Genomic DNA, 23,863 nt, shown 5'->3' with positions numbered 1-23,863 from the left:
GCATGCACGGGCTCGTAACCCGAGTGCCGCACAGACGTAAGGAATCGTCCATGACGACGCAGTCGACCCTGCCGAAGGAAGGCGGAGCGACCGGAGAACCCGGTACTTCGCAGGCCCCCGACGGTCTCAAGTCGGGGCTCAAGAACCGCCACCTTTCCATGATCGCCATCGGTGGAGTGATCGGCGCCGGTCTGTTCGTCGGGTCCTCCGGCGGCATCGCCAAGGCCGGCCCGGCCATCCTCATCTCGTACGCCCTCGTCGGCGCGCTGGTCGTGTTCGTGATGCGGATGCTCGGCGAGATGGCGGCCGCGAGCCCCAACTCGGGCTCGTTCTCCGCGTACGCCGACCGCGCGCTCGGCCGCTGGGCGGGCTTCTCGATCGGCTGGCTGTACTGGTTCTTCTGGGTGGTGGTGCTGGCGGTCGAGGCGACCGCGGGTGCGGTGATCCTGGAGAGCTGGATCCCGGCCGTGCCGCAGTGGGCCTGGGCGCTGATCGTCATGGTGGTGCTGACGGCGACGAACCTGGTCTCCGTCTCCTCCTACGGCGAGTTCGAGTTCTGGTTCGCGGGCATCAAGGTCGTCGCCATCGGCGCGTTCGTGGTCGTCGGCCTGCTGGCGGTGTTCGGCTTCCTGCCCGGCTCCGACAACCCCGGCGCGGGCTTCGCCCACCTCACCGACACCGGCGGCTTCTTCCCGAACGGTGCCGGCGCCATCCTCACCGGCGTACTGATGGTCGTCTTCTCCTTCATGGGCAGCGAGATCGTCACGCTGGCCGCCGGTGAGTCGGAGGACCCGCGCCGCGCGGTCACCAAGGCCACCAACAGCGTGATCTGGCGCATCGCCGTCTTCTACCTGGGCTCGATCTTCGTCGTCCTCACCCTCCTGCCCTGGAACGACGAGTCGATCGTCAAGAAGGGCTCGTACGTGGCGGCCCTGGACTCCATCGGCATCCCGCACGCCGGCCAGATCATGAACGTGATCGTCCTGACGGCCGTGCTGTCCTGCCTGAACTCGGGCCTGTACACGGCTTCCCGTATGGCGTTCTCGCTGGGTGAGCGTGGAGACGCGCCGAAGGCGTTCGCCAAGGCCAATGCCAAGGGCGTGCCGACGGCGGCCATCTGGGCGTCGGTGGCCTTCGGCTTCATCGCCGTCTACTTCAACTACGCGTTCAAGGACACGGTCTTCGAATTCCTGCTGAGCTCCTCCGGCGCGGTCGCCCTGTTCGTCTGGCTGGTGATCTGCTTCACCCAGCTGCGGATGCGCGGGATCCTGCTGCGCGAGGCGCCCGAGAAGGTGACGGTGAGGATGTGGCTCTTCCCGTACCTGACGTGGGTGACCGCCGCGGTGATCACCTTCGTGCTGGCCTACATGGTCTACGACAAGGACAACCGCGAGGTCGCGCTGGCTTCGATCGCGGTCGCGGCCGTCGTCGTGAGTATCGGTGTCGCACGGGAACGGATGCGCAAGGCGCGGCTGAATAGCTGACGGTTCCTGTCAGGTATAGGCGAAAGGCTCTCCGTACACCACCGAGTGAACGGAGGGCCTTTTCCATGATCACGTACCGTTCCGGCGACACCGGGTACGCCACCGAACTCGCCGGGTTCCAGACCGGTTTCGCGCTGCGGCCGGACCTGGTCGTCGCGGCGGCGGGCGCCAGCGACGTACGCCGGGCCGTCGCGTACGCCGCCGAGCGCGGCCTGCCGGTCGGCGTCCAGGCCACCGGGCACGGGCTGCCCGGGGCGGCGGAGGGCGGCGTCCTGGTCTCCACGCGCCGCATGGACGGCGTACGGGTCGACGCGGAGGCGCGCACCGCCCGGATCGAGGCGGGCGTCCGCTGGGGGCGGGTCGTCGAGGCGGCCGCGCCGTACGGGCTGGCGCCCCTGAGCGGGTCCGCGCCGGGCGTGGGCGCCGTCTCGTACACGCTGGGCGGCGGGCTGGGCGTCCTCTCGCGGGAGTTCGGGTACGCCGCCGACCATGTGCGCGCCCTGGACGTGGTGACGGCCGACGGGGAGCTGCGCCACGTCACGGCGGAGACGGAGCCCGAGCTGTACGGGGCGCTGCTCGGCGGCGGGCACGCGCTCGGCGTCGTCACCGCGATGGAGGTGGGCCTGGTGCCGGTGGCCCGGCTGTACGGCGGGTCGCTGATGTTCGAGGGCGGGCTGGTCGACGAGGTGGTGCGGACGTATCTGGAATGGACGCGGACCGTGCCGGACACGCTGACCTCGGGCCTGAGCGTGATGGTCTTCCCCGACGTCCCGTTCGTGCCCGCGCGGCTGCGGGGCCGGTACACCGCGTCCATCCGCGTGGCGTACAGCGGGAGCGCGGCGGAGGGCGAGCGGCTGGTGGAGCCGCTGCGGGCCATCGGCCCCTCCGTGCAGGACACACTGCGGGAGATGCCGTACACCGAGTCGGCGACGGTCCACAGCGACCCTGAGCAGCCGCACGCGTACTACGGGGACAACGTGATGGCGCGTGAGCTGTCCGTCGCGGATGCCCGGCGGCTGCTGGCGCTGACGGGGCCGGAGTCCCCGGTGTGGACGGTGACGCAGGTCAGGCACCTGGGCGGGGCGCTGGCCAAGGACCACCCCCATGCCGTGCCGCACCGCGACGCGCGGTTCCTGGTGCAGGTGCTGTCGGGGCTGGACGGCACGGATCTGCCTGCCGTACGGGCGTTGTACGGGGAGGTGTTCGCGGCGCTCGCGCCGGTGACGCTCGGCCGGTCGCTCAACTTCTGCTTCGGCGGCGGGGACAGGGCGGGGCTCTACGACCCGGAGACGCAGAAGAGGCTCGCGCGGGTCAAGGAGCAGTACGACCCGGCGAACCTCTTCAGCAGGAACTACGTCAGCCCTTGCGGCCGATGACCTTCCACGCCGTGGGCAGCAGGCCCATCGCGAGGGCCGCCTTCAACGCGTCGCCGATCAGGAACGGCACCAGGCCGGCCGTCACCGCCTGCGACAGCGTCATGCCGGTCGCCAGGGCGAGGTAGGGCACGCCGACCGCGTAGATGATGAGGGAGCCGAGCGCCATGGTGCCCGCCATGCGCGGGACGGAGCGGTCGGCGCCGCGCCGCGCGAGGGCGCCGACGACGGTGGCGGCGAGCAGCATGCCGAGGATGTAGCCGAAGGACGGCATCGCGTACCCGGACGTCGCCTGGGCGAACCACGGCACGCCGGCCATGCCCGCCACCGCGTACAGCGCGAGGGAGAGGAAGCCGAGGCGGGCGCCGAGGGCGGTGCCGACGAGCAGGGCGGCGAAGGTCTGTCCGGAGACCGGGACCGGCGAGCCGGGGACCGGCACGGCGATCTGGGCGGCGATGCCGGTGAGCGCGGCGCCGCCGGCCACGAGCGCGATGTCGCGCACACGGCTGGATGGCAGGAGGTCGGCCAGGACCACTCCGGTACGGGCGGGGGCGGCGGCGGTGCTCATCGGGACTCCGGCGAGGGTGAGGGCAGTCGGGACCTGCTGACCGTAGCCCACGAGTGAACGACCGATCACCGTCCGCCGACCACAAAGCGGCTGACGGAGCGTTGGTGGGGTTCGCACAAAGAGGCGGGGATATGCCTCGGTCGGCGTGACGCTCGTCACTGGGGAGGTCGAGTGGAGGGTCCCTTTTGCGCCGGGGGCCGGTCTACGGAGAGACTGTGGGGTCCTTCCAAATACCTGAGAGTACGAGCGCCATGCACGACGCCCCGCCCACGCCGCTCGCCCCGGCGCCCGAGCCCCTGTCGCACGGGCTGAAGCAGCGGCACCTGACGATGCTCGGCCTGGGCGGGGTGATCGGCGCCGGGCTGTTCGTCGGCTCGGGCGCCGGGATCGCGGTCGCCGGGCCGGGGATCGTCCTGTCGTATCTGATCGCGGGCGCGCTCGCGATGCTGATCATGCGGATGCTCGGGGAGATGTCGGCGGCGATGCCCGCGTCGGGCGCCTTCTCGGTGCACGCGGAGCGGGCGCTGGGGCGGTGGGCAGGGTTCTCGGTCGGCTGGCTGTACTGGTTCCTGCTGGTGGTCGTGCTGGCGGTGGAGGCGACGGGCGCGGCACGGATCGCCAACGGCTGGGCGCCGGCGGTTCCGCAGTGGACCTGGGTGCTGGTCTTCATGGTGGTGTTCACGGCCGCCAACCTGGCGGCGGTGAAGAACTTCGGTGAGTTCGAGTTCTGGTTCGCGGCGCTGAAGGTCGGCGCGATCGTGCTGTTCCTGGCCCTGGGTGTGCTGGCGGTCGTCGGATGGCTGCCGGACACGCAGCCGGTGGGGCTCGCGAACCTCACCGGGCAGGGTGGTTTCCTGCCGAACGGCTGGGACGGGGTCGTCTCCGGGGTGCTCGCGGTGGTGTTCGCGTTCGGCGGGCTGGAGGTCGTGACGATCGCCGCCGCCGAGTCGGAGGACCCGGCGCGCAATGTGGCGCGGGCGGTGCGCAGCGCGGTGTGGCGGATCCTCTTCTTCTACGTCGGTTCGATGCTGGTCGTCGTGACGCTGCTGCCGTGGACGTCGATGGAGCCGGGGCAGAGCCCGTACGTCGCGGTGCTGGACGCGATCGGGGTGCCGGCCGCCGGGCAGATCATGAACGTGGTCGTGTTCGTGGCGCTGCTGTCGGCGCTCAACGCCAATCTGTACGGCGCGTCCCGGATGGTGTTCTCGCTCGCGGAGCGCGGCGAGGCGCCGAAGGGACTGCTGGCGGTGTCGGGCGGTGGGGTGCCGCGCAGGGCGGTGCTGGCGTCGGTGGCGTTCGGCTTCGTCTCCGTACTGCTCAACCTGAAGTGGCCGGACTCGGTGTTCCTGTACCTGCTGAACGCGGTCGGGGCCGTCCTGCTGTTCGTCTGGGGCCTGATCGCGGTGTCGCAGCTGCGGCTCCGGCGGCGTATCGAGCGCGAGGCGCCGGAGAAGCTGAGCTTGAGGATGTGGGGCTTCCCGTGGCTGACGTGGGCGGCGCTGGCGGCCATGGCGGCGGTGCTGGTGCTGATGCTGCTGGACGACGGGTCGCGGCCGCAGGTGCTGTGGTCGGCGGCGGCGACCGGGGCGGTACTGGTGGTGGCGTGGGTGCGGGAGTTGCGTACCCGACCCGCGTGATGATTGTGTAGGTGACCCTTCACATTGTGTGAGCACCGTGTCCGTATAGCGGGCGGATGTTCCCTGTGAGCGGTGTGCCCGCCCAGACTGTGGGCCGCGCCCGGACTCGTCGGGTCGCACACGCACCCGCACCCCGTCTCAGCTACTGAACAGGGCATGCCCATGTCTCGGACCTCCGCGCCCGCCGACTCGACACCGGTCGAGCCGGCGCCGGTCGACGCGCCGCTCTCGCACGGCCTCAAGCAACGCCATCTGTCGATGATCGCCCTCGGCGGCGTCATCGGCGCCGGGCTGTTCGTCGGCTCCGGCCAGGCCATCGCGGCCGCCGGTCCGTCGATCATCCTCGCGTACGCGATCTCCGGCGCCCTCGTCATGCTGGTGATGCGCATGCTGGGCGAGATGTCGGCCGCCAACCCGGCCTCCGGCTCGTTCTCGGTGCACTCCGAGCGGGCCATCGGCCCGTGGGCGGGCTTCACGGCCGGCTGGTCCTTCTGGTTCCTGCTGTGCGTGGCGGTCGGCCTGGAGGGCATGGGCGCCGCGCAGATCATGGTGAGCTGGTTCCCCGGCACCCCGGAGTGGGCGTGGGTGGCCCTGTTCATGACGCTGTTCTGCGGCACGAACCTCGCGGCCGTGAAGAACTTCGGTGAGTTCGAGTTCTGGTTCGCCGCCCTCAAGGTCGGCGCGATCGTGCTCTTCCTGGGCATCGGCGTGCTGGCCATCGCGGGCGTGCTGCCCGGCACCGACTCCCCCGGCGCCACCCACCTCACCGGCCACGGCGGCTTCATGCCCAACGGCACCGAGGGACTGATCGTCGGCCTGCTCGCCTCCGTCTTCGCGTACGGCGGTCTGGAGACGGTCACTATCGCCGCCGCCGAGTCCGAGCACCCGGTCCAGGGCGTCGCCAAGGCCGTCCGTACGGCGATGTGGCGGATCGCGATCTTCTACGTCGGTTCGATGGCCGTCGTCGTCACCCTGCTGCCCTGGACGCACGAGTCGGTCGCCGACAAGGGCCCGTACGTCGCCACGCTGGACTTCCTGGGCATCCCGGCCGCCGGCCAGATCATGAACGTCGTCGTGCTGGTCGCCCTGCTCTCGGCGATGAACGCCAACATCTACGGCGCCTCGCGCATGGCCTGCTCCCTGGTGGCGCGCGGCATGGGCCCGAAGCTGCTCGGGCAGGTCTCCGGCGGGGTGCCCCGCATCGCGGTGCTGGCGTCGTCCGTGTTCGGCTTCGTGTGCGTGCTGCTCAGCTACTGGCGGCCCGACGACCTGTTCGCCTGGCTGCTCAACATGATCGGCGCGATCATCCTGGTGGTGTGGTTCTTCATCGCCGTCTCACAGCTGCTGCTGCGCCGCCGGCTGGAGCGCGAGGCACCCGAGAAGCTGGTCGTGAAGATGTGGCTGTACCCGTACCTGACGTGGGTGGCGCTGGCCGGTATGGCGGCGGTGTTCGTCCTGATGGCGCGCGACGCGGGCACCCGTGAGCAGCTGTACTACACGGGCGGTCTGACGCTGTTCCTGGCCGCCGTCGGGTTCGTCCGGCAGAAGCTGGTGGCGGGGTGGTCCGCCTGATCCGTCTTGTGGCGGGAGCCCCGGCGCGTCGTGCGCCGGGGCTCCTTCCGTTTGTGTGGTCCGGTGCGGTACGGGGGGTGAAAACCGCCCGCACAGCGGGTGAAGTGGCCTGGGCGCGCCCTGTCGTGCCCTTACCGTCCGGGCCCATGAGACGTCGCTCGGTACTCCTCGCGGCGGGCGCGACCGCCGCCGGCACTTCCGTATCCGCCACCACGTCCGTATCCGCCACTCCCGCCCATGCGGCGGCCGTCGCCCCCGGGCCGGTGGTGATCGGCCACCGGGGCGCGGCCGGCTGGCGCCCCGAACACACCGCCGCCTCCTACACGTTCGCCGTCGAGACCGGCGCCGACTGGATCGAGCCGGACCTCGTCCCCACCAGGGACCACCACCTCGTGGTGCGCCACGAGAACGAGATCTCGGGCACCACGGACGTCGCCCGGCACCCCGAGTTCGCCGGGCGCCGCGCCACGAAGATCGTCGACGGGCGGACCGTCACCGGCTGGTTCACCGAGGACTTCACACTCGCGGAGCTGAAGACCCTGCGGGCGGTCGAACGCCTCCCCCTCGTACGGAACAGGAACACCGTCTTCGACGGGCGCCAGCCGGTGCTGACCTTCCAGGAGGTCGTCGATCTCGCCCGCCTGCTGTCCCGGCGCCACGGCCGGACCGTCGCCGTCTTCCCCGAGACCAAGCACCCGTCGTACTTCCGCTCCCTGGGCCTGCCCCTGGAGCCGGTCCTCGCGGCTCTCGTCCGCCGCAACCGGCTCGGCCCGCGCGAGTGCGTGATCCAGTCCTTCGAGCCCTCCAGCCTGCTGCGGCTCGCCGAGGAGCGGCTGCGCGTCCCGCTCTGGCAGGCCCTCGGCACCAGTGGCGGCCCGTACGGGCATCCCCTGACGTACCGGGACATGATGACCCCGGCGGGGCTGCGCGCGATCGCCGGGTACGCGCAGTGGATCGGCCCCGACAAGTCGTCCCTGGTGCCGCCGCCAGGCCTCCTCGCTGACGCCCACGCGGCGGGGCTGAAGGTCGGCGCGTACACCTTCCGCGCCGAGAACCAGTACCTCCCGGCGGAGCTGCGGCGCGGCACCGACCCCAACGCCTTCGGGGACGCCTTCGCCGAGTACGCCCGCCACTTCACGCTCGGGGTGGACGCGGTGGTGACCGACTTCCCGGACCTGGCGGTGATCGCCAGGGACTCGCGTCCTAGGACGAAGGGCTGATCAACTCGCGGGCTTGATGCTGTTAGCCTGCAGTTGCATATAGTTCGCAATAAGCAGCAGCAGTCGGAGGGCTCGGACATGGCGATCTACACACTTCCTGAACTTCCGTACGACTACGCGGAGCTCGAGCCGGTCATCAACCCGCAGATCATCGAGCTGCACCACGACAAGCACCACGCCGCCTACGTCAAGGGCGCCAACGACACCCTGGAGCAGCTGGAAGAGGCGCGCGACAAGGAGCAGTGGGGCTCGATCAACGGCCTGGAGAAGAACCTCGCGTTCCACCTCTCCGGCCACATCCTGCACTCCATCTACTGGCACAACATGACCGGCAAGAAGAACGGCGGCGGTGGCGAGCCGCTGGCGGCGGACGGCGTGGGCGAGCTCGCGGACGCGATCGCCGCGTCCTTCGGCTCCTTCGCCAAGTTCAAGACGCAGCTGTCCAAGGCCGCCGCGACCACCCAGGGCTCGGGCTGGGGCGTCCTGGCGTACGAGCCGGTCAGCGGCCGCCTCATCGTCGAGCAGGTCTACGACCACCAGGGCAACGTCGGTCAGGGCTCGGTGCCGATCCTGGTCTTCGACGCCTGGGAGCACGCCTTCTACCTCCAGTACAAGAACCAGAAGGTGGACTTCATCGAGGCGATGTGGGAGGTCGTCAACTGGCAGGACGTGGCCAAGCGTTACGCCCAGGCCAAGGACCGCACGCCGCTGATCGCGCCCTGAGCCGGGCGCGCTGAGACGACCTGCTCGTGATCGTCTTCTCAACCTTCACCGGGCAGGCGGATGAAGGAAGGCCCCCTGCGAGGACGTGACTCGCAGGGGGCCTTCCCTGGTTGCGATGCGTATCGGGGTCAGCTGAAATCGGGGCCCTGGGTGCGGGTGCGCTTGATCTCGTAGAAGCCGGGGATCGACGCCACCATCAGCGTGCCGTCCCACAGCTTGGCCGCCTCCTCGCCCTTGGGGGCGGGGGTGACGACCGGGCCGAAGAAGGCGATCTGCTCGCCGTCCGGGCCGGGCACCGCGATGACCGGGGTGCCGACCTCCTGGCCGACCTTGGTGATGCCCTCGTTGTGGGAGGCGCGCAGCTCGGCGTCGTACGTGTCCTTGCCGGCGTACTCGGCGAGGGAGACCGGCAGGCCGACGTCCTCCAGCGCCTCGCGGATCGCCGTGTGGGTGGGGCCCTCGCCCTTGTTGTGGAAGCGGGTGCCGAGCGCGGTGTAGAGCTTGCCGACGACCTCGTCGCCGTGCAGCTGCTGGGCGGCGATGACGACCCGGACCGGGCCCCACGCCTGGGTCTCCAGCATCTCCCGGTACTCCTCCGGGACCTGGTCCAGCTTGTCCTCGTTGAGGACGGCGAGGCTCATCACGTGCCAGCGCACGTCGACCGGGCGGACCTTCTCCACCTCCAGCATCCAGCGGGAGGTCATCCACGCCCACGGACACAGGGGGTCGAACCAGAAGTCGGCGGTGGTCCTGCTCTCGGACATGTCACTCCTCGTGGTCTGTGCTGGTGGTCGTGCCTGATCGTCCCCGGCACAACACCCGGGGGTGCACGGACATTCCCTTGTGCCGCCTGTCAGTGGCGCGTGGGAGGATCGCTCCTGTCACAACGAGCCACGAAGGAGTGCCGCCCGTGCCCGGTGAGAATCTGTCCCGCGACGAGGCCCGTGAGCGGGCCGACCTGCTGTCCGTCGACGGGTACGAGGTCGCGCTCGATCTGCGGTCCGCCGTAGGGGAGAGCGAGTCCGAGCGGCGTACGTTCCGTTCGGTGACGACGATCCGGTTCCGCTGTGTCGCGCCCGGTTCCGCCACCTTCGTGGACCTGATCGCCCCATCGGTGAACGCGGTCACGCTCAACGGGCGGGAGCTGGACCCGGCGGCCGTCTTCGACGGCTCCCGGATCGCGCTGGACGGCCTCGCGGACGAGAACGTGCTGGTGGTGGACGCCCAGTGCGCCTACAGCCGCACCGGTGAGGGGATGCACCGGTTCGTCGACCCGGAGGACGGCGAGGTCTACCTCTACACGCAGTACGAGCCGGCCGACGCGCGGCGCGTGTTCGCCAACTTCGAGCAGCCCGACCTGAAGGCGCCGTACCGCTTCGAGGTGACGGCCCCCGAGGGCTGGACGGTGTGGAGCAACGGGGCGGAGGAGTCGCGCGAGGGCGGAGTGTGGCGGTTCGCCGGGACGGCGCCGATCTCGACGTACATCACGTGTGTCGTGGCCGGTCCGTACCACTGTGTGAGGGACACCTACCGGCGCGGTGAGCTGGAGATCCCACTGGGCGCGATGTGCCGCAAGAGCCTGGCGAAGCACTTCGACGCGGACGACGTCTTCCTCGTCACCAAGCAGGGCTTCGACTTCTTCCACGACAACTTCGACTACCCGTACCCCTTCGGGAAGTACGACCAGGCGTTCGTGCCGGAGTACAACCTGGGCGCCATGGAGAACCCGGGGATGGTGACCTTCCGCGAGGAGTACATCTACCGGGGCAAGGTGACGCAGGCGGCGTACGAGCGCCGGGCGAACGTCATCCTGCACGAGATGGCGCACATGTGGTTCGGCGACCTGGTCACCATGAAGTGGTGGGACGACCTGTGGCTGAAGGAGTCCTTCGCGGACTTCATGGGCTCCTTCTCGCTGGCCGAGGCGACCCGCTTCACCAACAGCTGGGTGACCTTCGCCAACAACCGCAAGGCGTGGGCGTACCGTGCGGACCAGCTGCCCTCCACCCATCCGATCACGGCCGACATCCGTGACCTGGAGGACGCCAAGCTGAACTTCGACGGGATCACATACGCCAAGGGCGCGGCCGTGCTCAAGCAGCTGGTGGCGTACGCGGGGCGGGAGGCGTTCCTGGAGGGCGCCCGCCGGTACTTCAAGCGGCACGCGTACGGGAACACGCGCCTGGGCGACCTGCTGTCGGTGCTGGAGGAGACGTCCGGGCGGGACATGAAGGCGTGGTCCCGGTCGTGGCTGGAGACGTCGGGGGTCAACGCCCTGACGCCGGTGGTCACGTACGACGCGGACGGCGGCCGTGTCGCGGAGCTGGTCGTGGAGCAGGAGGGCGGGGAGCCGCGTCCGCACCGGGCGGCGGTGGGGCTGTACCGGCTGTCGGACGACGGGGAGCTGGTGCGGTACGCCCGCGCGGAGGTGGACGTCACCGGTGCGCGGACGGTGGTGGCGGAACTGGCGGGCCAGGAACGCCCGGCGCTGGTGCTGGTCAACGACGACGACCTCACGTACTGCAAGGTCCGCTTCGACGAGGACTCGCTGGCCACACTGCGGGCGCACCTGGGCGACCTGAGGGACCCGCTCGCGCGGGCGCTGTGCTGGTCGGCGCTGTGGAACCTGACGCGGGACGCGCTGATGCCGGCGCGGGACTTCGTGGGTCTGGTGCTGGCGTTCGCGGGGCGCGAGTCGGACATCGGTGTGCTCCAGATGCTGCACGCCTGGGCGCGGTCCGCGCTGGTGCACTACGCGGCGCCGGCGTGGCGCGAGGAGGGTGGCCGGCTGCTGGCCGAGGGCGCGCTGCGGGAGCTGCGGGCGGCGGAGCCGGGCAGTGAGCACCAGCTGACGTGGGCACGGTTCTTCGCGGCGACGGCCACGAGCGACGCGGACTTCCGGCTGCTGGAGGGGCTGCTGGACGGCACGGAGAAGATCGACGGTCTGGACGTGGACCAGGAGCTGCGCTGGTCGTTCCTGGAGCCGCTGGCCGCGCACGGCCGGGCCGACGAGGCGGCGATCGCGGCGGAGCTGGCGCGCGACGACACGGCGTCGGGCAAGCGCCACCAGGTGCGCTGCCTGGCGGCCCGCCCGTCGGAGGCGGTCAAGGCACAGGCGTGGGCGCAGGTCGTCGAGTCGGACGCCCTGTCGAACGCGCTGGTGGAGGCGACGATCGCGGGCTTCGGCCAGCCGTCGCAGCGGGCGCTGATCGCTCCGTACGCGCCGAAGTACTTCGCGGCGATCGAGCGGGTGTGGACCGAGCGGTCCATCCAGATCGGCATGGACGTGGTGCGAGGCCTGTTCCCGTCCCTCCAGGACGACCCCGCCACGCTGGAGGCCACCGACGCCTGGCTCGCCGCCCACGAGTCGGCCGCGCCCGCCCTGCGCCGCCTGGTCCTGGAGTCCCGCGACGACCTGGCCCGCGCCCTGCGCGCCCAGGCGTGCGACGCGTCGGCGCCCTGACGGACCCGGGGGCCGGGCGGGGCCGCCCGTCGCGGGGCGCACCGCCACCCGCGAAGCCCGGCGCCGGGCGCGGGTTGACGGGCCGGGCGCCGCGCCGGTCAGGGACGTGTGCGCCAAGCACCGCGCGGGCCGGGCGCCGGATGGGGATTCGCGCGGCCGTTCCATGGGCGGGCGGCTGTCCGAGTAGAGGGCGCCGCACCAGGTCGGGGGCATGATCGGAGCCCCTGATCGGCAGTCGAACGTCCGTACTTTAGGACGGGGTTGTCCCGGATTGTCGACGGACGTGTAACAGCGGTTAGCGGCGGGCCGGTTGGCGGGAAACCCCGGGGCATGACGAACACCCCGCTCTCCCCCCGCCCCTTGTCCCACCTGGCCGACGACCGGCGCCGGGTACTGTCCGCCGCGCAGTTGCGGGCGCACGGTGTGTCCGCCGCCGAGGTCGGCGCGCAGTGCCGGGCCGGTGGGCCCTGGCAGCAGTTCCTGCCGGGGGTGTACCTGCTGCACCCCGGCCCGCCCACCAGCGAGGAGCGGCTGCACGCGGCCCTGCTGTACGCCGACCGGCAGCCGTCCGAAGCGATGATCACCGGGCCGGCCGCGCTCGCGCTGTACCGCTTCGCGGCCGCTCCGCCGCTGCTGTCGCTGGACCGCATCGACGTCCTGGTGCCGCGCACCCGGCGGCTGCGCTCCACCGGGTGCGTACGGATCGTGCGTACGCACGAGATGCCGAGGCCGGTGGAGGTGACCGGCCTGCCGGTCGCCCCGGTGGCCCGTGCGCTGGCGGACGCCGTCGCGCAGATCGGTGACGCCCCCACCGTACGCCGGCTGCTGACCGAGGCCGTGCGCGGCGGGCACTGCGAACCGGCGGTGGTGGTACGGGAGTTGAACCGGCTCCGGCTGCTGACGCGGCCGCACGTCGTGGACGCCGTGGACTCGCTGCTCGCCGAGGGGCGGGCACTGGCCGAGGACCGGCTGTACGAGATGGTGCGCACCCAGGGCCTGCCCGAGCCGCTGTGGAACGTCGACCTCCGGCTGCCGGGCGGTCCGCACCTGGGTGGCGTGGACGCGTACTGGCCCGACCACGCCGTCGCCGTCGAGCTCGACACCCGCGCGCCGCGCCAGGACGACGACACGCTGTGGACGGAGTACACCGCCAAGCGGGAGCACATGGAGCGGCTCGGGATCACCGTCGTCCACATCACGCCCCGCAAGCTCCGCGACGCCCTGGAGCAGCAGGCGGTCGTGGTGCGTACGGCGCTGATGGCGGCCGGGGACCGCGCCCCGGCCGCCTATGTCGTCGTCCTCCCGCGGTAGACGGGGCAGGCCGGGCAGGTCAGCCGCAGAACTCGGCCTCGACGACCTGCTGGGTGTCGCCGGCCCAGTCACCGTTGACGTTCAACGCCAGCGAGTGCTGCCCGTCCCGGGTGGCCACCATGCCCGAACCGGAGCCGTGGATGCCCCCGCTGTGCCCCCACACCTCCTTGCCGCAGCTCAGTTTCTCCACCATGACGCCCAGGCCGTAGCGGGTGTTCGGCACCTCTTCCCCGATTGGGACCGTCGCGGTCATCTCCTTCATCTCCCGGGGCGGCAGCAGCTTGCCCGTCATGAGCGCGCGGACGAACCGCTGCAGGTCCGCCGAGTTGGAGATCATCTCGCCGGCCGATCCGGCGACGGTCGGGCTCATCTCGGTGACGTCGTGGATCTCGGCGTCCGGACCGGCGAAGAGCCGCGAGTACGCCCGGCCGCTCGGCTTCGGCATCGTCACGTCCGTGCCCGGGACGCTGGTGGCGCGCAGCTTCAGGGGCCGGAGGATGCGGCGTTCGACCTCCTTCCCGTACGGCCGGCCCGTGACCTTCTCGATCACCATTCCGGCGAGGAGGTAGTTGGTGTTGGAGTAGTTCCAGTCGGTGCCCGGGGCGAAGTCGGGCCGGTGTGTCATCGCGATGGCCACCATCTGGCGCGGTGTCCAGGTGTCGTAGCGGTGCTGGAGGAAGTCGGGGCCGAAGACCTTCTCCCGGAAGCCGGGGTCCGAGGTGATGTCGTAGACCCCGCTGGTGTGGTTGAGCACCTGGCGCAGCGTGATGCTCCGGCCGTCGTGGCCATGGCCGCGCACGACGCCCGGCAGCCACCGCTCGACGGTGTCGTCGAGGTCGAGGCGGCCTTCGGCCTGGAGTTGCAGCAGGACGGTCGCGACGAACGGCTTGGTGATGGAGCCGATGCGGTAGCGGTCCTGCGGCAGGCGCGGGCGGCCGGTGGTGCGGTCGGCGACGCCCGCGGTGCCGTTCCAGGTGCCGTCGCGGTCCTGGGCCTGGGCGAGCACGCCTGGCACGCCCGCCCGGACGAGGTCGTCGATGGCCGTCTGGGTGGCCCGGTGACGGTCCCCGGTCCGTTCCCCGGCCGTGGCGGGTGCGGTGAAGGCGGTGGCGGCGAGTGCTGCGGCCACCACCGCCGCGGGCAGTGCCTTGCGTACGGACATGTCGGATCCCTCCGCGCGACGTGTGGTCACGGGGCAGGACTCCGGCGGTGCGTGGCGCGTTGCCCGGCCGGGTTCCGTTGAGCGGGTTTCAGCCGTTGCGCGTGAGGCGCCCGGCGGCGGGCCGCTCACGCCACAGCCGCAGCCCGGTGTCGACGACTCCGACGCGTACGAGGGAGGGTACGGCGTCCAGCGGGTGCCAGGCGGCCAGGTCGGTGGAGCCGCCGACCTCGGGGCGCAGCTCCCCGCCGGTGATCCGGCCTTCGTAGAGGATCCGCAGAGCGTGGAAGTCGGTGACGCCGCCGAGCCGGCGGGTGTAGCGGCGCCGTATGGAGTCGACGCCGAGGAGGGCGGTCATTTGGGCGCGGTAGCCGGTCTCTTCCTCCACTTCCCGTACGACGGTGTCGAGGGGGTCCTCCCCGTGGTCCATGCCGCCGCCGGGCAGGGTCCACTCCTTGGTGCCGTCGTCGGCGGTGCCCCGGGCCAGCAGGATGTGGTCGTCCCGTACGCACACGGCGTAGGCCGCGACTCTCAACCTCTCGTTCATGCGCCGAGGTTAGACGGGCAGGTCCGGGTTCGCCGGTGAGTATTCGGGCGCGGACCAGCGCAAGGGGGCTCGCTCCCTCGCTCTCCACGACGCGGCCGACGGTGAACCGGACGGTGCGGCCCCGGCCGTCGTACGGAGTGCGGGCGGTTCCGGTGAGCTGGAGGGTGGTGCCGGTGCTCCAGTCGAGGAAGAGCAGTCCGGCGCGGGCGTCGGCCTCCAGGCTGCCGAGGGTGAGGAACATCGCGTTGCCGGCGTAGTCGCGCCAGCTCAGTTCGGTGGGCGAGGCGACCGTCACGAAGCCGGGGTTGCCGCCCCGGTGGCTGGCGTCGGCGCCGTGCCCCGGGGCGACCGTGGCGATGAAGAAGGTGTCGACCACGGCCGCATCCGCGCCACGCTCACCCCGGAAGGCCCGGGCGAGGAACCGGAGTTCGCCGACCCGGCCCGGGGCCCGGCCTGGGTGGCCGCCCGCGACTACCTGCACCTGCTGCGCACCGCGCCCGACCGGATCCGGGCCTGCGCCCACGAGGCGTGCGTCCTGCACTTCTTCGACACCTCGCGCAACGGCACGCGCCGCTGGTGCTCCATGGCGGTGTGCGGCAACCGCGCGAAGGCGTCCCGCCACTACGCACGCACCAAAGAGGCCTGAAAAGCTGAACACTCAACTACATATGGGGCATTGAGCCCGCTTCGTTCCTCATGGCGTACATCCCGCAGTGGCGGATGTACGCCATGACCGCATCCAGGCCTTCGGCAACCCTCCACAAAGCCCGGTCACTTACGAAAGGGTGAGCGGTCATCCGGCACCGAATTCCGGACTGTCTCTTTCACCAACAGGGATGCTGATGACCACCCCCGAACCCCAGGGCTCCATACCAGGGAGCTCGACCCCCGGGCACAGACGCGCGGCCCGCGTGGCCGCCGCCGCAGGCCTGGTGGCCGCCCTCGTCGCGGCCGGCACCGCCCCCGCCCTCGCCGCCGACGACCCGGCGAACCCCGCACCCCCCAAGCCCGCCCCCTCGTCCCCCACCGCGGACAAGCTGGGCTCGGCCGACTCCGAGCGGCTGGCCGAGGCGGAGGCCACGGGCCAGAAGACCGTCACCGTCATGGTGGCCACCGCGCCCGGCCGGACCGAGCAGGTCGCCGAGCAGTTGGGCGACGTCACGGGTGCCACGGTCGGCACCACGTACGACAAGCTCGGCTACGTCCGCGCCACCCTGCCCACCGCGAAGGCCGGGTCCGCGCTCGACCAGGCCGCGAAGCTGCCGTCCGTCCAGGGCATCGACCTGCAGTACGAGATCAAGCTGGAGGACCCGTCACCCGACGCGGGCACGTCCGCCGCACGGGAGGGAGCCACGGCCGGTACGGCCACCACGTATCCGGGTCCGAACGCCAAGACGCCCGCGAGGAACCCGTACAACCCGTCCTTCGAGACGGGCGCGGTCGACTTCGTGAAGAAGTACCCCAAGGCCGACGGCCGGGGCGTGACCATCGGCATCCTGGACTCCGGAGTCGACCTCGACCACCCGGCGCTCCAGAAGACCACCACCGGTGAGCGCAAGATCACCGACTGGGTCACCGCCACCCACCCCGTCACGGACGGAGACGGCACCTGGCGCCGGATGAACGTGGCCGTGGAGGGGCCCACGTTCACCGCCGACGGGCGCACCTTCACCGCTCCGGCCGGCAAGCACGCCTACAGCCGGTTCGCCGAAGCCGTCACGCGCGGCGGCGACATGGCCGGCGACCTCAACCGGGACGGTGACACCACCGACGCGTGGGGCGTGCTGTACGACGCGGCCGCCGGTACCGTCCGGGTCGACCTGAACGACAACGCCGACTTCACCGACGACGTGGCGATGAAGCCGTACAAGGACGGCTTCCAGATCGGCCACTTCGGTACGGACAACCCGGCGACCGAGGTCGTCGAGCGCATCCCGTTCGTGGTCGAGATCCGCAAGGACGTCGTCTACAACGCGAACGGCGACAAGGCCGACTACGTCAACATCGGCGTCGTCAACTCCGACCACGGCTCGCACGTCGCCGGCATCACCGCCGCCAACGGGCTGTTCGGCGGGAAGATGAACGGCGCGGCGCCCGGCGCCAAGCTCGTCTCCTCGCGCGCGTGCACCTGGTCGGGCGGCTGCACCAACACCGCGCTGACCGAGGGCATGGCGGACCTCGTCATCAACCGTGGCGTGGACATCATCAACATGTCCATCGGCGGTCTGCCGGCGCTCAACTCCGGTGACAACGCGCGCGCCGAGCTGTACGGCCGGCTCATCGACACCTACGGCGTCCAGCTGGTCATCTCCGCCGGCAACTCCGGCCCCGGCATCAACACGATCGGCGACCCCGGCCTGGCCGACAAGGTCGTCTCGGTCGGCGCGGCCATCTCCAAGGAGACCTGGGCCGCCAACTACAACTCGGTCGTCGAGAAGAAGTACGCCATGTTCCCCTTCTCCTCGCGCGGCCCGCGTGAGGACGGCGGCTTCACCCCGACGATCTCCGCGCCCGGCTCGGCGGTCAACACCATCCCGCTGTGGATGGCGGGTGCGGGGGTGCCCGAGACCAGCTACAAGCTGCCCGCCGGGTACGGGATGCTCAACGGCACCTCGATGTCCTCGCCGCAGGCGGCGGGCGCGAGCGCGCTGCTGATCTCGGCCGCCAAGCAGCGGAAGACCGAGCTGTCGCCGCTGACCCTGCGTACCGCGCTGACCAGCACCGCGAACCGCATCTCCGGTGTCGCCGCGCACGAGCAGGGCTCCGGCCTCATCGACGTCGTGGACGCCTGGGAGTCGATCGAGGACGGCGCGACCGCGCACGAGTACAAGGTCGCCGCCCCCGTCGACACCGCGCTGGACCAGCACCTGACGAAGCCCGGCACGGGCATCTACGACCGTGAGGGCGGCCTGAAAGCCGGCCAGAAGAAGGTGTACGACGTCACCATCACGCGCACGACCGGCCCGGACCGGCCGGTCGAGCACGAGCTGGACCTGAAGTACAACGACGGCACCTTCCGCATCCTCGGCGACGACGAGGTGGACCTGCCGCTGAACAAGCCGGTCACCGTCAAGGTGCAGGCCAAGCCCGGCTCCGCGGGCGTGCACAGCGCGATCGTGGAGGCGGACGACGAGGACACCGAGGGCGTCGACAAGCAGATCCTCGCCACCGTGGTCGTCTCGCAGGACCTCGCGAAGGCGCCGTACACCTTCTCGGCGAGCGGCAGCGTGCAGCGCAACAGCCACACGTCGTACTTCGTGACCGTGCCCGAGGGCGCCAAGGCGCTGGAGGTCGCGATCGGCGGGCTGAAGGAGAAGAGCCAGACCCGGTTCATCTCCATCCACCCGTACGGCGTGCCGTCCGAGAGCACCGCGTCGAACGTCTGCTACCCGCACTACAACCCGGCCAACACCTGCCGCCCCGACGCGCGCTCGTACGCCGACCCGACGCCGGGCGTCTGGGAGATCGAGGTCGAGGCGCGCCGTACGTCGCCGCACCTGGACAACCCGTACACGCTGGACGTGTCGGTGCTCGGCGCGGCCTTCGACCCGGCCGTGCGGACGGTCCCGGAGGCGAAGATCGGCACGCCGGCCGCGGTCGACTGGACGGTCACCAACACCTTCGCGGCGATCAACGGGAAGCTGAAGGGCGGCTCGCTCGGCTCCGCGAAGGTCGCCACGCCGACGATCAAGAACCACGAGTCGCAGACCAGCACGGTGGTGGTCGGTGAGGGCGTCGAGCGCCTCGACGTCGTGATCGGCAACACCTCCGACAAGGGCGCCGACCTGGACCTGACCGTCCTGAAGGACGGCAAGGTCGTCGGGCAGGCCGCGGACGGTGACTCCGAGGAGTCGGTCTCGGTGGCGAAGCCCGCGCCGGGGACGTACACGATCGTCGTCGACGGGTACGCGGTGCCGGCCGGGACGACCACGTACGACTACAAGGACGTGTACTTCTCGTCCTCGCTCGGCACGCTCAGGGTCGACGAGTCCAAGCCCGTCACCCTGGCGAGCGGCGCGTCCGCGCAGGTCACGGCCGAGGTGCTGGTGAACGGCGCGGCCCCCGAGGGCCGGCAGTTCTTCGGCGAGGTGTCGCTGCTGACGGCGCGCGGCACGGCCGCGGGCACGGGCAGCGTCGTGATCGGCAAGGTCACTCCGTAGCACTGTACGTACGGTGAGTGAGGGCGGGCGTCGGACGTGGGCGCCCGCCCTTTCCGTCACCGTGCGTGCTGCTTCTCACGTCCCGGACAATGAATTGGACAAGCCGGGCCAGGTGATACGCATCATGGGTGCGGCACCCAGGCCGCCAGGCCCGTAAGCACGTACGGAGGAGTCCCCGTGAAGGTCGGAATCGTCGGAGCCACCGGTCAGGTCGGCACGGTCATGCGCAAGATCCTTGCCGAACGCAACTTTCCGGTCGACGAGCTGCGGCTGTTCGCCTCCGCCCGTTCGGCGGGCTCCGTCCTGGACGGGGTGACCGTCGAGGACGCCTCCACGGCCGACTACACCGGCCTGGACATCGTGCTCTTCTCGGCCGGTGGCGCCACCTCCCGGGCGCTCGCCGAGAAGGTCGCCTCGCAGGGTGCCGTGGTGATCGACAACTCCTCCGCCTGGCGCCGGGACCCCGAGGTGCCGCTGGTGGTCTCCGAGGTGAACCCCCACGCGATCAAGGACCGCCCCAAGGGGATCATCGCCAACCCGAACTGCACCACCATGGCCGCCATGCCGGTGCTCAAGCCGCTCCACCAGGAGGCGGGCCTGACCGCCCTGGTCGCCACCACCTACCAGGCCGTCTCCGGCTCGGGCCTGGCGGGCGTCGCGGAGCTGGACGGCCAGGTCAAGGCCGTCGCGGAGAAGGCCGCCGAGCTCACCCACGACGGTGAGGCCGTGGCGTACCCGGAGCCGGGCGTCTACAAGCGCCCGATCGCCTTCAACGTGCTGCCGCTGGCCGGCGCGATCGTGGACGACGGCTCCTTCGAGACGGACGAGGAGCAGAAGCTCCGCAACGAGTCCCGCAAGATCCTGGAGATCCCGGACCTCAAGGTGTCCGGCACGTGCGTGCGCGTCCCGGTCTTCTCCGGCCACTCCCTCCAGGTCAACGCCCGCTTCGAGCGCCCGATCAGCGTGGAGCGCGCCTACGAGCTGCTGAAGGACGCCGAGGGCGTGGAGCTCTCCGAGATCCCCACCCCGCTCCAGGCGGCCGGCAAGGACGCGTCCTTCGTGGGCCGCATCCGGGTCGACGAGACCGTCGAGAACGGCCTCGCGCTGTTCCTCTCCAACGACAACCTCCGCAAGGGCGCCGCGCTGAACGCGGTGCAGATCGCGGAGCTGGTGGCGGCGGAGCTCAAGGGCTGACCCGGTTGGCCGCGAGGAGGGGTGGACGCGTCTACGACGTCCACCCCTCCTCGTCGTCAAGGCCGTCTGCCACGGTGGCGTCCCAGAAGCGGGCGTCCTCGCTCTCGTCCCATTCGGCGAAAGCCTCCATGTATTGCCGTTCCAGTTCGGACGGGCAGGTTCCCTCACTGTCGCCCGTCATGCGACCTTCACCGTGACATCGCCCCGCCGGACGACCACGGACACCTCGCCCCCGAGTGCGGCCGCATAGGCGCGCAACACGTCCAGGCTGTCGACCTGCCCGTGCTCGATCTGGGACACACGAGCCTGGCTGACGCCCAGCGACGCGGCGACATCGGCCTGAGTCAGACCGGCTGAGCGGCGGAGCCCGGCGAGTTCGTGCCCTCGAACGCGTGCGGTGTTCTCGGCGCGCACCCGGGCTCTCTGGTCCTCGGCTTCGGGCGTACCGAGCCACGGCTGGCGCTCCATGGCCTCGGCGCGCGCCTCGCGCCACGAACGCCCCTTCACCTGGCGCCTCCTCATTCCTCTCTCGACGCATACTGCTCGTACCGCTTCTCGGCAACCGGGATGTTCGCCTGGTACCAGTGATTCCACTGGCCCGACTTGTCTCCTGCCACCAAGATCACCGCCTTTCGGTCCGCGTCGAAGACGAACAGCATCCGCACTTCCGAGCGTCCTATCGGGCTCAATGGCCAGCCGATCGGGTGATGCAGCGCAGAAGAGGTCCCTGACAATCCCGTGCCATGGAGTCGACGTCCCGTGGAAGGATGACCGGAAACGTCACACAACGAGGAGATGACCGGGTGCCTGGCACGAACCTGACCCGTGAAGAGGCCCAGCGGCGGGCCGAGCTGCTGACCGTGGACTCGTACGAGGTCGACCTCGATCTCAGTGGCGCGCAGGAGGGCGGCACCTACCGGTCCGTGACCACCGTGCGCTTCGACTCCGCCGAGGAGGGTGCGGAGACCTTCATCGACCTGGTCGCCCCGGCCGTGCACAAGGTCACCCTGAACGGTCACGCGCTGGACGTCGCGGCCGTCTTCCGGGACTCGCGGATCAAGCTGAAGCACCTGAAGCAGGGGCGCAACGAGCTGACGGTCGTCGCGGACTGCGCGTACACGAACACCGGCGAGGGCCTGCACAAGTTCGTCGACCCGGTCGACGACCAGGCGTACCTCTACACCCAGTTCGAGGTGCCGGACGCGCGGCGGGTTTTCGCGAGCTTCGAGCAGCCGGACCTGAAGGCGACGTTCCAGTTCACCGTGAAGGCGCCGGCCGGCTGGACCGTCGTCTCGAACTCGCCGACGCCGGAGCCGAAGGACGACGTCTGGGTCTTCGAGCCGACGCCGCGCATCTCCACGTACGTCACGGCCCTGATCGTCGGCCCGTACCACTCGGTGCACAGCACGTACGAGAAGGACGGGCAGGTCGTGCCGCTGGGCATCTACTGCCGTCCGTCGCTCGCCGAGTACCTGGACGCGGACGCGATCTTCGAGGTGACGCGGCAGGGCTTCGACTGGTTCCAGGAGAAGTTCGACTACGCGTACCCCTTCGCCAAGTACGACCAGCTGTTCGTGCCGGAGTTCAACGCGGGCGCGATGGAGAACGCGGGCGCGGTGACCATCCGCGACCAGTACGTCTTCCGCTCGAAGGTGACGGACGCGGCGTACGAGACGCGCGCCGAGACCATCCTGCACGAGCTGGCGCACATGTGGTTCGGCGACCTGGTCACCATGGAGTGGTGGAACGACCTGTGGCTGAACGAGTCGTTCGCCACGTACACCTCGATCGCCTGCCAGGCCGCCGCGCCGGGCTCGCGCTGGCCGCAGTCGTGGACGACGTTCGCGAACTCGATGAAGACCTGGGCGTACCGGCAGGACCAGCTGCCGTCCACGCACCCGATCATGGCCGAGATCCGCGACCTGGACGACGTCCTGGTCAACTTCGACGGCATCACGTACGCCAAGGGCGCCTCCGTGCTGAAGCAGCTGGTGGCGTATGTCGGTGAGGACGCCTTCTTCCGGGGCGTGCAGGCGTACTTCAAGCGGCACGCGTACGGCAACACGCGCCTGTCGGACCTGCTGGGCGCGCTGGAGGAGACCTCCGGTCGTGACCTGAGGACCTGGTCGAAGGCGTGGCTGGAAACGGCCGGTATCAACATCCTGCGCCCGGAGATCGAGGTCGACGGGGACGGCGTCGTCACCTCGTTCGCGGTGCGCCAGGAGGCCCCGGCGCTGCCGGCCGGTGCGAAGGGCGAGCCCGTGCTGCGGCCGCACCGGATCGCGATCGGCCTGTACGAGCTCCAGGGCGGCAAGCTGGTCCGTACCGACCGGGTCGAGCTGGACGTGGACGGTGCCCTCACCGACGTACCGCAGCTGGTGGGCAAAGCCCGTCCGGCGGTGGTGCTGCTCAACGACGACGACCTGTCGTACGCGAAGGTCCGCCTGGACGAGGTGTCCCTGGAGAACGTCACCGAGCACCTGGGCGACTTCACCGAGTCGCTGCCGCGCGCCCTGTGCTGGGCGTCGGCCTGGGACATGACGCGGGACGCCGAGCTGGCCACGCACGCGTACCTGGAGCTGGTGCTGTCCGGCATCGCGAAGGAGTCGGACATCGGCGTGGTGCAGTCCCTGCACCGGCAGGTGAAGCTGGCGCTGGACCTGTACGCGGCGCCCGAGCGGCGCGAGGCGGCACTGGCGCGCTGGACGGAGGCGACGCTGGCGCACCTGCGCACCGCCGAGCCGGGCAGCGACCACCAGCTGGCGTGGGCGCGGGCGTTCGCGGCGACCGCGCGTACGCCGCAGCAGCTGGACCTGCTGACGGGTCTGCTGGAGGGCACGGAGACGATCGAGGGCCTGGTCGTCGACACCGAGCTGCGCTGGGCGTTCGTGGAGCGGCTGGCGGCCACGGGCGTGTACGGCGAGGAGGAGATCGCCGCCGAGTACGAGCGGGACCGGACGGCGGCCGGTGAGCGGCACGCGGCGACCGCGCGGGCGGCGCGGCCGACGGAGGAGGCCAAGGCCGAGGCCTGGGCGTCCGTGGTCGAGTCGGACAAGCTCCCGAACGCCGTGCAGGAGGCGGTGATCGGCGGGTTCGTCCAGACCGACCAGCGCGAGCTGCTGGCCCCGTACACGGAGAAGTACTTCGCGGCGGTCAAGGGTGTGTGGGAGTCTCGCTCGCACGAGATGGCCCAGCAGATCGCGGTCGGGCTCTACCCGGTGCTCCAGGTGTCGCAGGAGACGCTGGACGCGACGGACGTCTGGCTGGCGAGCGCCGAGCCGAACGCGGCGCTGCGGCGGCTGGTGTCGGAGTCGCGGGCGGGCATCGAGCGCGCGCTGCGGGCGCAGGCGGCTGACCTGTAGGAACGGCTGTTCGCGGACGCCCCGGATCCCATTGGGTCCGGGGCGTCTTTTTTTTGCAACTCGCCTGTCACGTCCACATCATGACCCGTT

Annotated in this window: 18 protein-coding genes and 2 pseudogenes; 12 read left to right on the top strand and 8 right to left on the bottom strand. The window is 70.7% G+C overall.

Going from position 1 to position 23,863, the window contains the following annotated elements; all coding sequences use genetic code 11:
- Nucleotides 1–50: 50 nt before the first annotated feature.
- Nucleotides 51–1,484: an amino acid permease gene (locus BKD26_RS01675; RefSeq protein ID WP_084894926.1), complete on the top strand. Its 1,434-nt coding sequence runs from the start codon at nucleotides 51–53 to the stop codon at nucleotides 1,482–1,484.
- A 65-nt stretch (nucleotides 1,485–1,549) separates the two neighbouring features.
- Nucleotides 1,550–2,860 carry an FAD-binding oxidoreductase gene (locus BKD26_RS01670; RefSeq protein ID WP_084894924.1) on the top strand — a complete coding sequence of 437 codons (1,311 nt, stop codon included), beginning with the start codon at nucleotides 1,550–1,552 and terminating at the stop codon, nucleotides 2,858–2,860.
- Here the strand turns inward: BKD26_RS01670 and BKD26_RS01665 are convergent.
- Entirely contained in the window at nucleotides 2,841–3,425 is a 585-nt protein-coding gene (locus BKD26_RS01665; RefSeq protein ID WP_084894922.1) for a biotin transporter BioY, read from the bottom strand. The genes BKD26_RS01670 and BKD26_RS01665 overlap by 20 nt on opposite strands.
- 251 nt (nucleotides 3,426–3,676) lie before the next feature.
- Here BKD26_RS01665 and BKD26_RS01660 point away from each other — a divergent pair, with 251 nt between their 5' ends.
- The 4 genes from BKD26_RS01660 to BKD26_RS01645 all read left to right on the top strand — a co-directional run bounded on the left by BKD26_RS01660 (nucleotide 3,677) and on the right by BKD26_RS01645 (nucleotide 8,577).
- Nucleotides 3,677–5,062 (top strand): amino acid permease, encoded by a 1,386-nt coding sequence (locus BKD26_RS01660; RefSeq protein WP_084894920.1) that lies wholly within the window; start codon nucleotides 3,677–3,679, stop codon nucleotides 5,060–5,062.
- Between the two features lie 162 nt (nucleotides 5,063–5,224).
- Nucleotides 5,225–6,634 carry an amino acid permease gene (locus tag BKD26_RS01655; RefSeq protein ID WP_084895327.1) on the top strand — a complete coding sequence of 470 codons (1,410 nt, stop codon included), beginning with the start codon at nucleotides 5,225–5,227 and terminating at the stop codon, nucleotides 6,632–6,634.
- A 146-nt stretch (nucleotides 6,635–6,780) separates the two neighbouring features.
- Nucleotides 6,781–7,854 (top strand): glycerophosphodiester phosphodiesterase family protein, encoded by a 1,074-nt coding sequence (locus BKD26_RS01650; RefSeq protein ID WP_084894918.1) that lies wholly within the window; start codon nucleotides 6,781–6,783, stop codon nucleotides 7,852–7,854.
- 78 nt (nucleotides 7,855–7,932) lie between these two features.
- Nucleotides 7,933–8,577 (top strand): superoxide dismutase, encoded by a 645-nt coding sequence (locus BKD26_RS01645; protein ID WP_084894916.1) that lies wholly within the window; start codon nucleotides 7,933–7,935, stop codon nucleotides 8,575–8,577.
- A 128-nt stretch (nucleotides 8,578–8,705) separates the two neighbouring features.
- Here the strand turns inward: BKD26_RS01645 and BKD26_RS01640 are convergent, their stop codons facing one another.
- The gene (locus tag BKD26_RS01640) at nucleotides 8,706–9,341 is read right to left on the bottom strand and encodes a DsbA family protein (protein WP_084894914.1); all 636 of its coding nucleotides are present in this window, start codon (nucleotides 9,339–9,341) and stop codon (nucleotides 8,706–8,708) included.
- 146 nt (nucleotides 9,342–9,487) lie between these two features.
- Here BKD26_RS01640 and pepN (BKD26_RS01635) point away from each other — a divergent pair, with 146 nt between their 5' ends.
- Nucleotides 9,488–12,040 carry an aminopeptidase N gene (gene pepN, locus BKD26_RS01635; protein ID WP_084894912.1) on the top strand — a complete coding sequence of 851 codons (2,553 nt, stop codon included), beginning with the start codon at nucleotides 9,488–9,490 and terminating at the stop codon, nucleotides 12,038–12,040.
- Nucleotides 12,041–12,370: 330 nt separating this feature from the next.
- On the top strand, nucleotides 12,371–13,351 hold the full coding sequence (locus BKD26_RS01630; protein WP_084894910.1) for a hypothetical protein: 981 nt from the start codon (nucleotides 12,371–12,373) through the stop codon (nucleotides 13,349–13,351).
- 19 nt (nucleotides 13,352–13,370) lie between these two features.
- Here BKD26_RS01630 and BKD26_RS01625 read toward each other — a convergent pair whose 3' ends face one another.
- The 3 genes and pseudogenes from BKD26_RS01625 to BKD26_RS41000 all read right to left on the bottom strand — a co-directional run.
- Nucleotides 13,371–14,513, bottom strand: a complete 1,143-nt coding sequence (locus BKD26_RS01625; protein WP_084894908.1) for a serine hydrolase domain-containing protein — start codon at nucleotides 14,511–14,513, stop codon at nucleotides 13,371–13,373.
- 88 nt (nucleotides 14,514–14,601) lie between these two features.
- Complete coding sequence (locus tag BKD26_RS01620; RefSeq protein ID WP_084894906.1) at nucleotides 14,602–15,057, bottom strand: NUDIX hydrolase; 456 nt, start codon at nucleotides 15,055–15,057, stop codon at nucleotides 14,602–14,604.
- 199 nt (nucleotides 15,058–15,256) lie between these two features.
- A pseudogene (locus tag BKD26_RS41000) lies at nucleotides 15,257–15,433 on the bottom strand (pyridoxamine 5'-phosphate oxidase family protein); the annotation flags it as partial.
- Here BKD26_RS41000 and BKD26_RS40995 point away from each other — a divergent pair.
- From BKD26_RS40995 to BKD26_RS01605, 3 genes and pseudogenes are all read left to right on the top strand, one after another.
- A pseudogene (locus tag BKD26_RS40995) lies at nucleotides 15,425–15,703 on the top strand (CGNR zinc finger domain-containing protein); the annotation flags it as partial. The pseudogenes BKD26_RS41000 and BKD26_RS40995 overlap by 9 nt on opposite strands.
- Before the next feature lie 196 nt (nucleotides 15,704–15,899).
- The gene (locus BKD26_RS01610) at nucleotides 15,900–19,217 is read left to right on the top strand and encodes a S8 family serine peptidase (protein ID WP_107417735.1); all 3,318 of its coding nucleotides are present in this window, start codon (nucleotides 15,900–15,902) and stop codon (nucleotides 19,215–19,217) included.
- A gap of 177 nt (nucleotides 19,218–19,394) precedes the next feature.
- Entirely contained in the window at nucleotides 19,395–20,411 is a 1,017-nt protein-coding gene (locus tag BKD26_RS01605; protein WP_084894900.1) for an aspartate-semialdehyde dehydrogenase, read from the top strand.
- Between the two features lie 31 nt (nucleotides 20,412–20,442).
- On the opposite strand, the gene BKD26_RS38880 is transcribed toward BKD26_RS01605, so the two are convergent.
- The 3 genes from BKD26_RS38880 to BKD26_RS01595 are packed head-to-tail and all read right to left on the bottom strand — an operon-like array spanning nucleotide 20,443 to nucleotide 21,070.
- A complete protein-coding gene (locus BKD26_RS38880) occupies nucleotides 20,443–20,592 on the bottom strand; it encodes a hypothetical protein (protein ID WP_206603673.1) in 150 nt (49 codons plus the stop codon).
- Nucleotides 20,589–20,918: a helix-turn-helix domain-containing protein gene (locus tag BKD26_RS01600; RefSeq protein WP_084894897.1), complete on the bottom strand. Its 330-nt coding sequence runs from the start codon at nucleotides 20,916–20,918 to the stop codon at nucleotides 20,589–20,591. The genes BKD26_RS38880 and BKD26_RS01600 overlap by 4 nt, the downstream gene beginning before the upstream one ends.
- 11 nt (nucleotides 20,919–20,929) lie before the next feature.
- Nucleotides 20,930–21,070: a type II toxin-antitoxin system RelE/ParE family toxin gene (locus BKD26_RS01595; RefSeq protein ID WP_084894896.1), complete on the bottom strand. Its 141-nt coding sequence runs from the start codon at nucleotides 21,068–21,070 to the stop codon at nucleotides 20,930–20,932.
- A gap of 144 nt (nucleotides 21,071–21,214) precedes the next feature.
- Here BKD26_RS01595 and pepN (BKD26_RS01590) point away from each other — a divergent pair, with 144 nt between their 5' ends.
- Nucleotides 21,215–23,773: an aminopeptidase N gene (gene pepN / locus BKD26_RS01590; protein ID WP_084894894.1), complete on the top strand. Its 2,559-nt coding sequence runs from the start codon at nucleotides 21,215–21,217 to the stop codon at nucleotides 23,771–23,773.
- The last annotated feature ends 90 nt before the right edge of the window (nucleotides 23,774–23,863 follow it).

Source organism: Streptomyces sp. CB03238 (assembly GCF_002099185.1).
Taxonomy (GTDB): domain Bacteria; phylum Actinomycetota; class Actinomycetes; order Streptomycetales; family Streptomycetaceae; genus Streptomyces.
The sequence above is the reverse complement of the archived record's forward strand: the minus strand, read 5'-3'. Positions and strand labels throughout refer to the sequence as shown.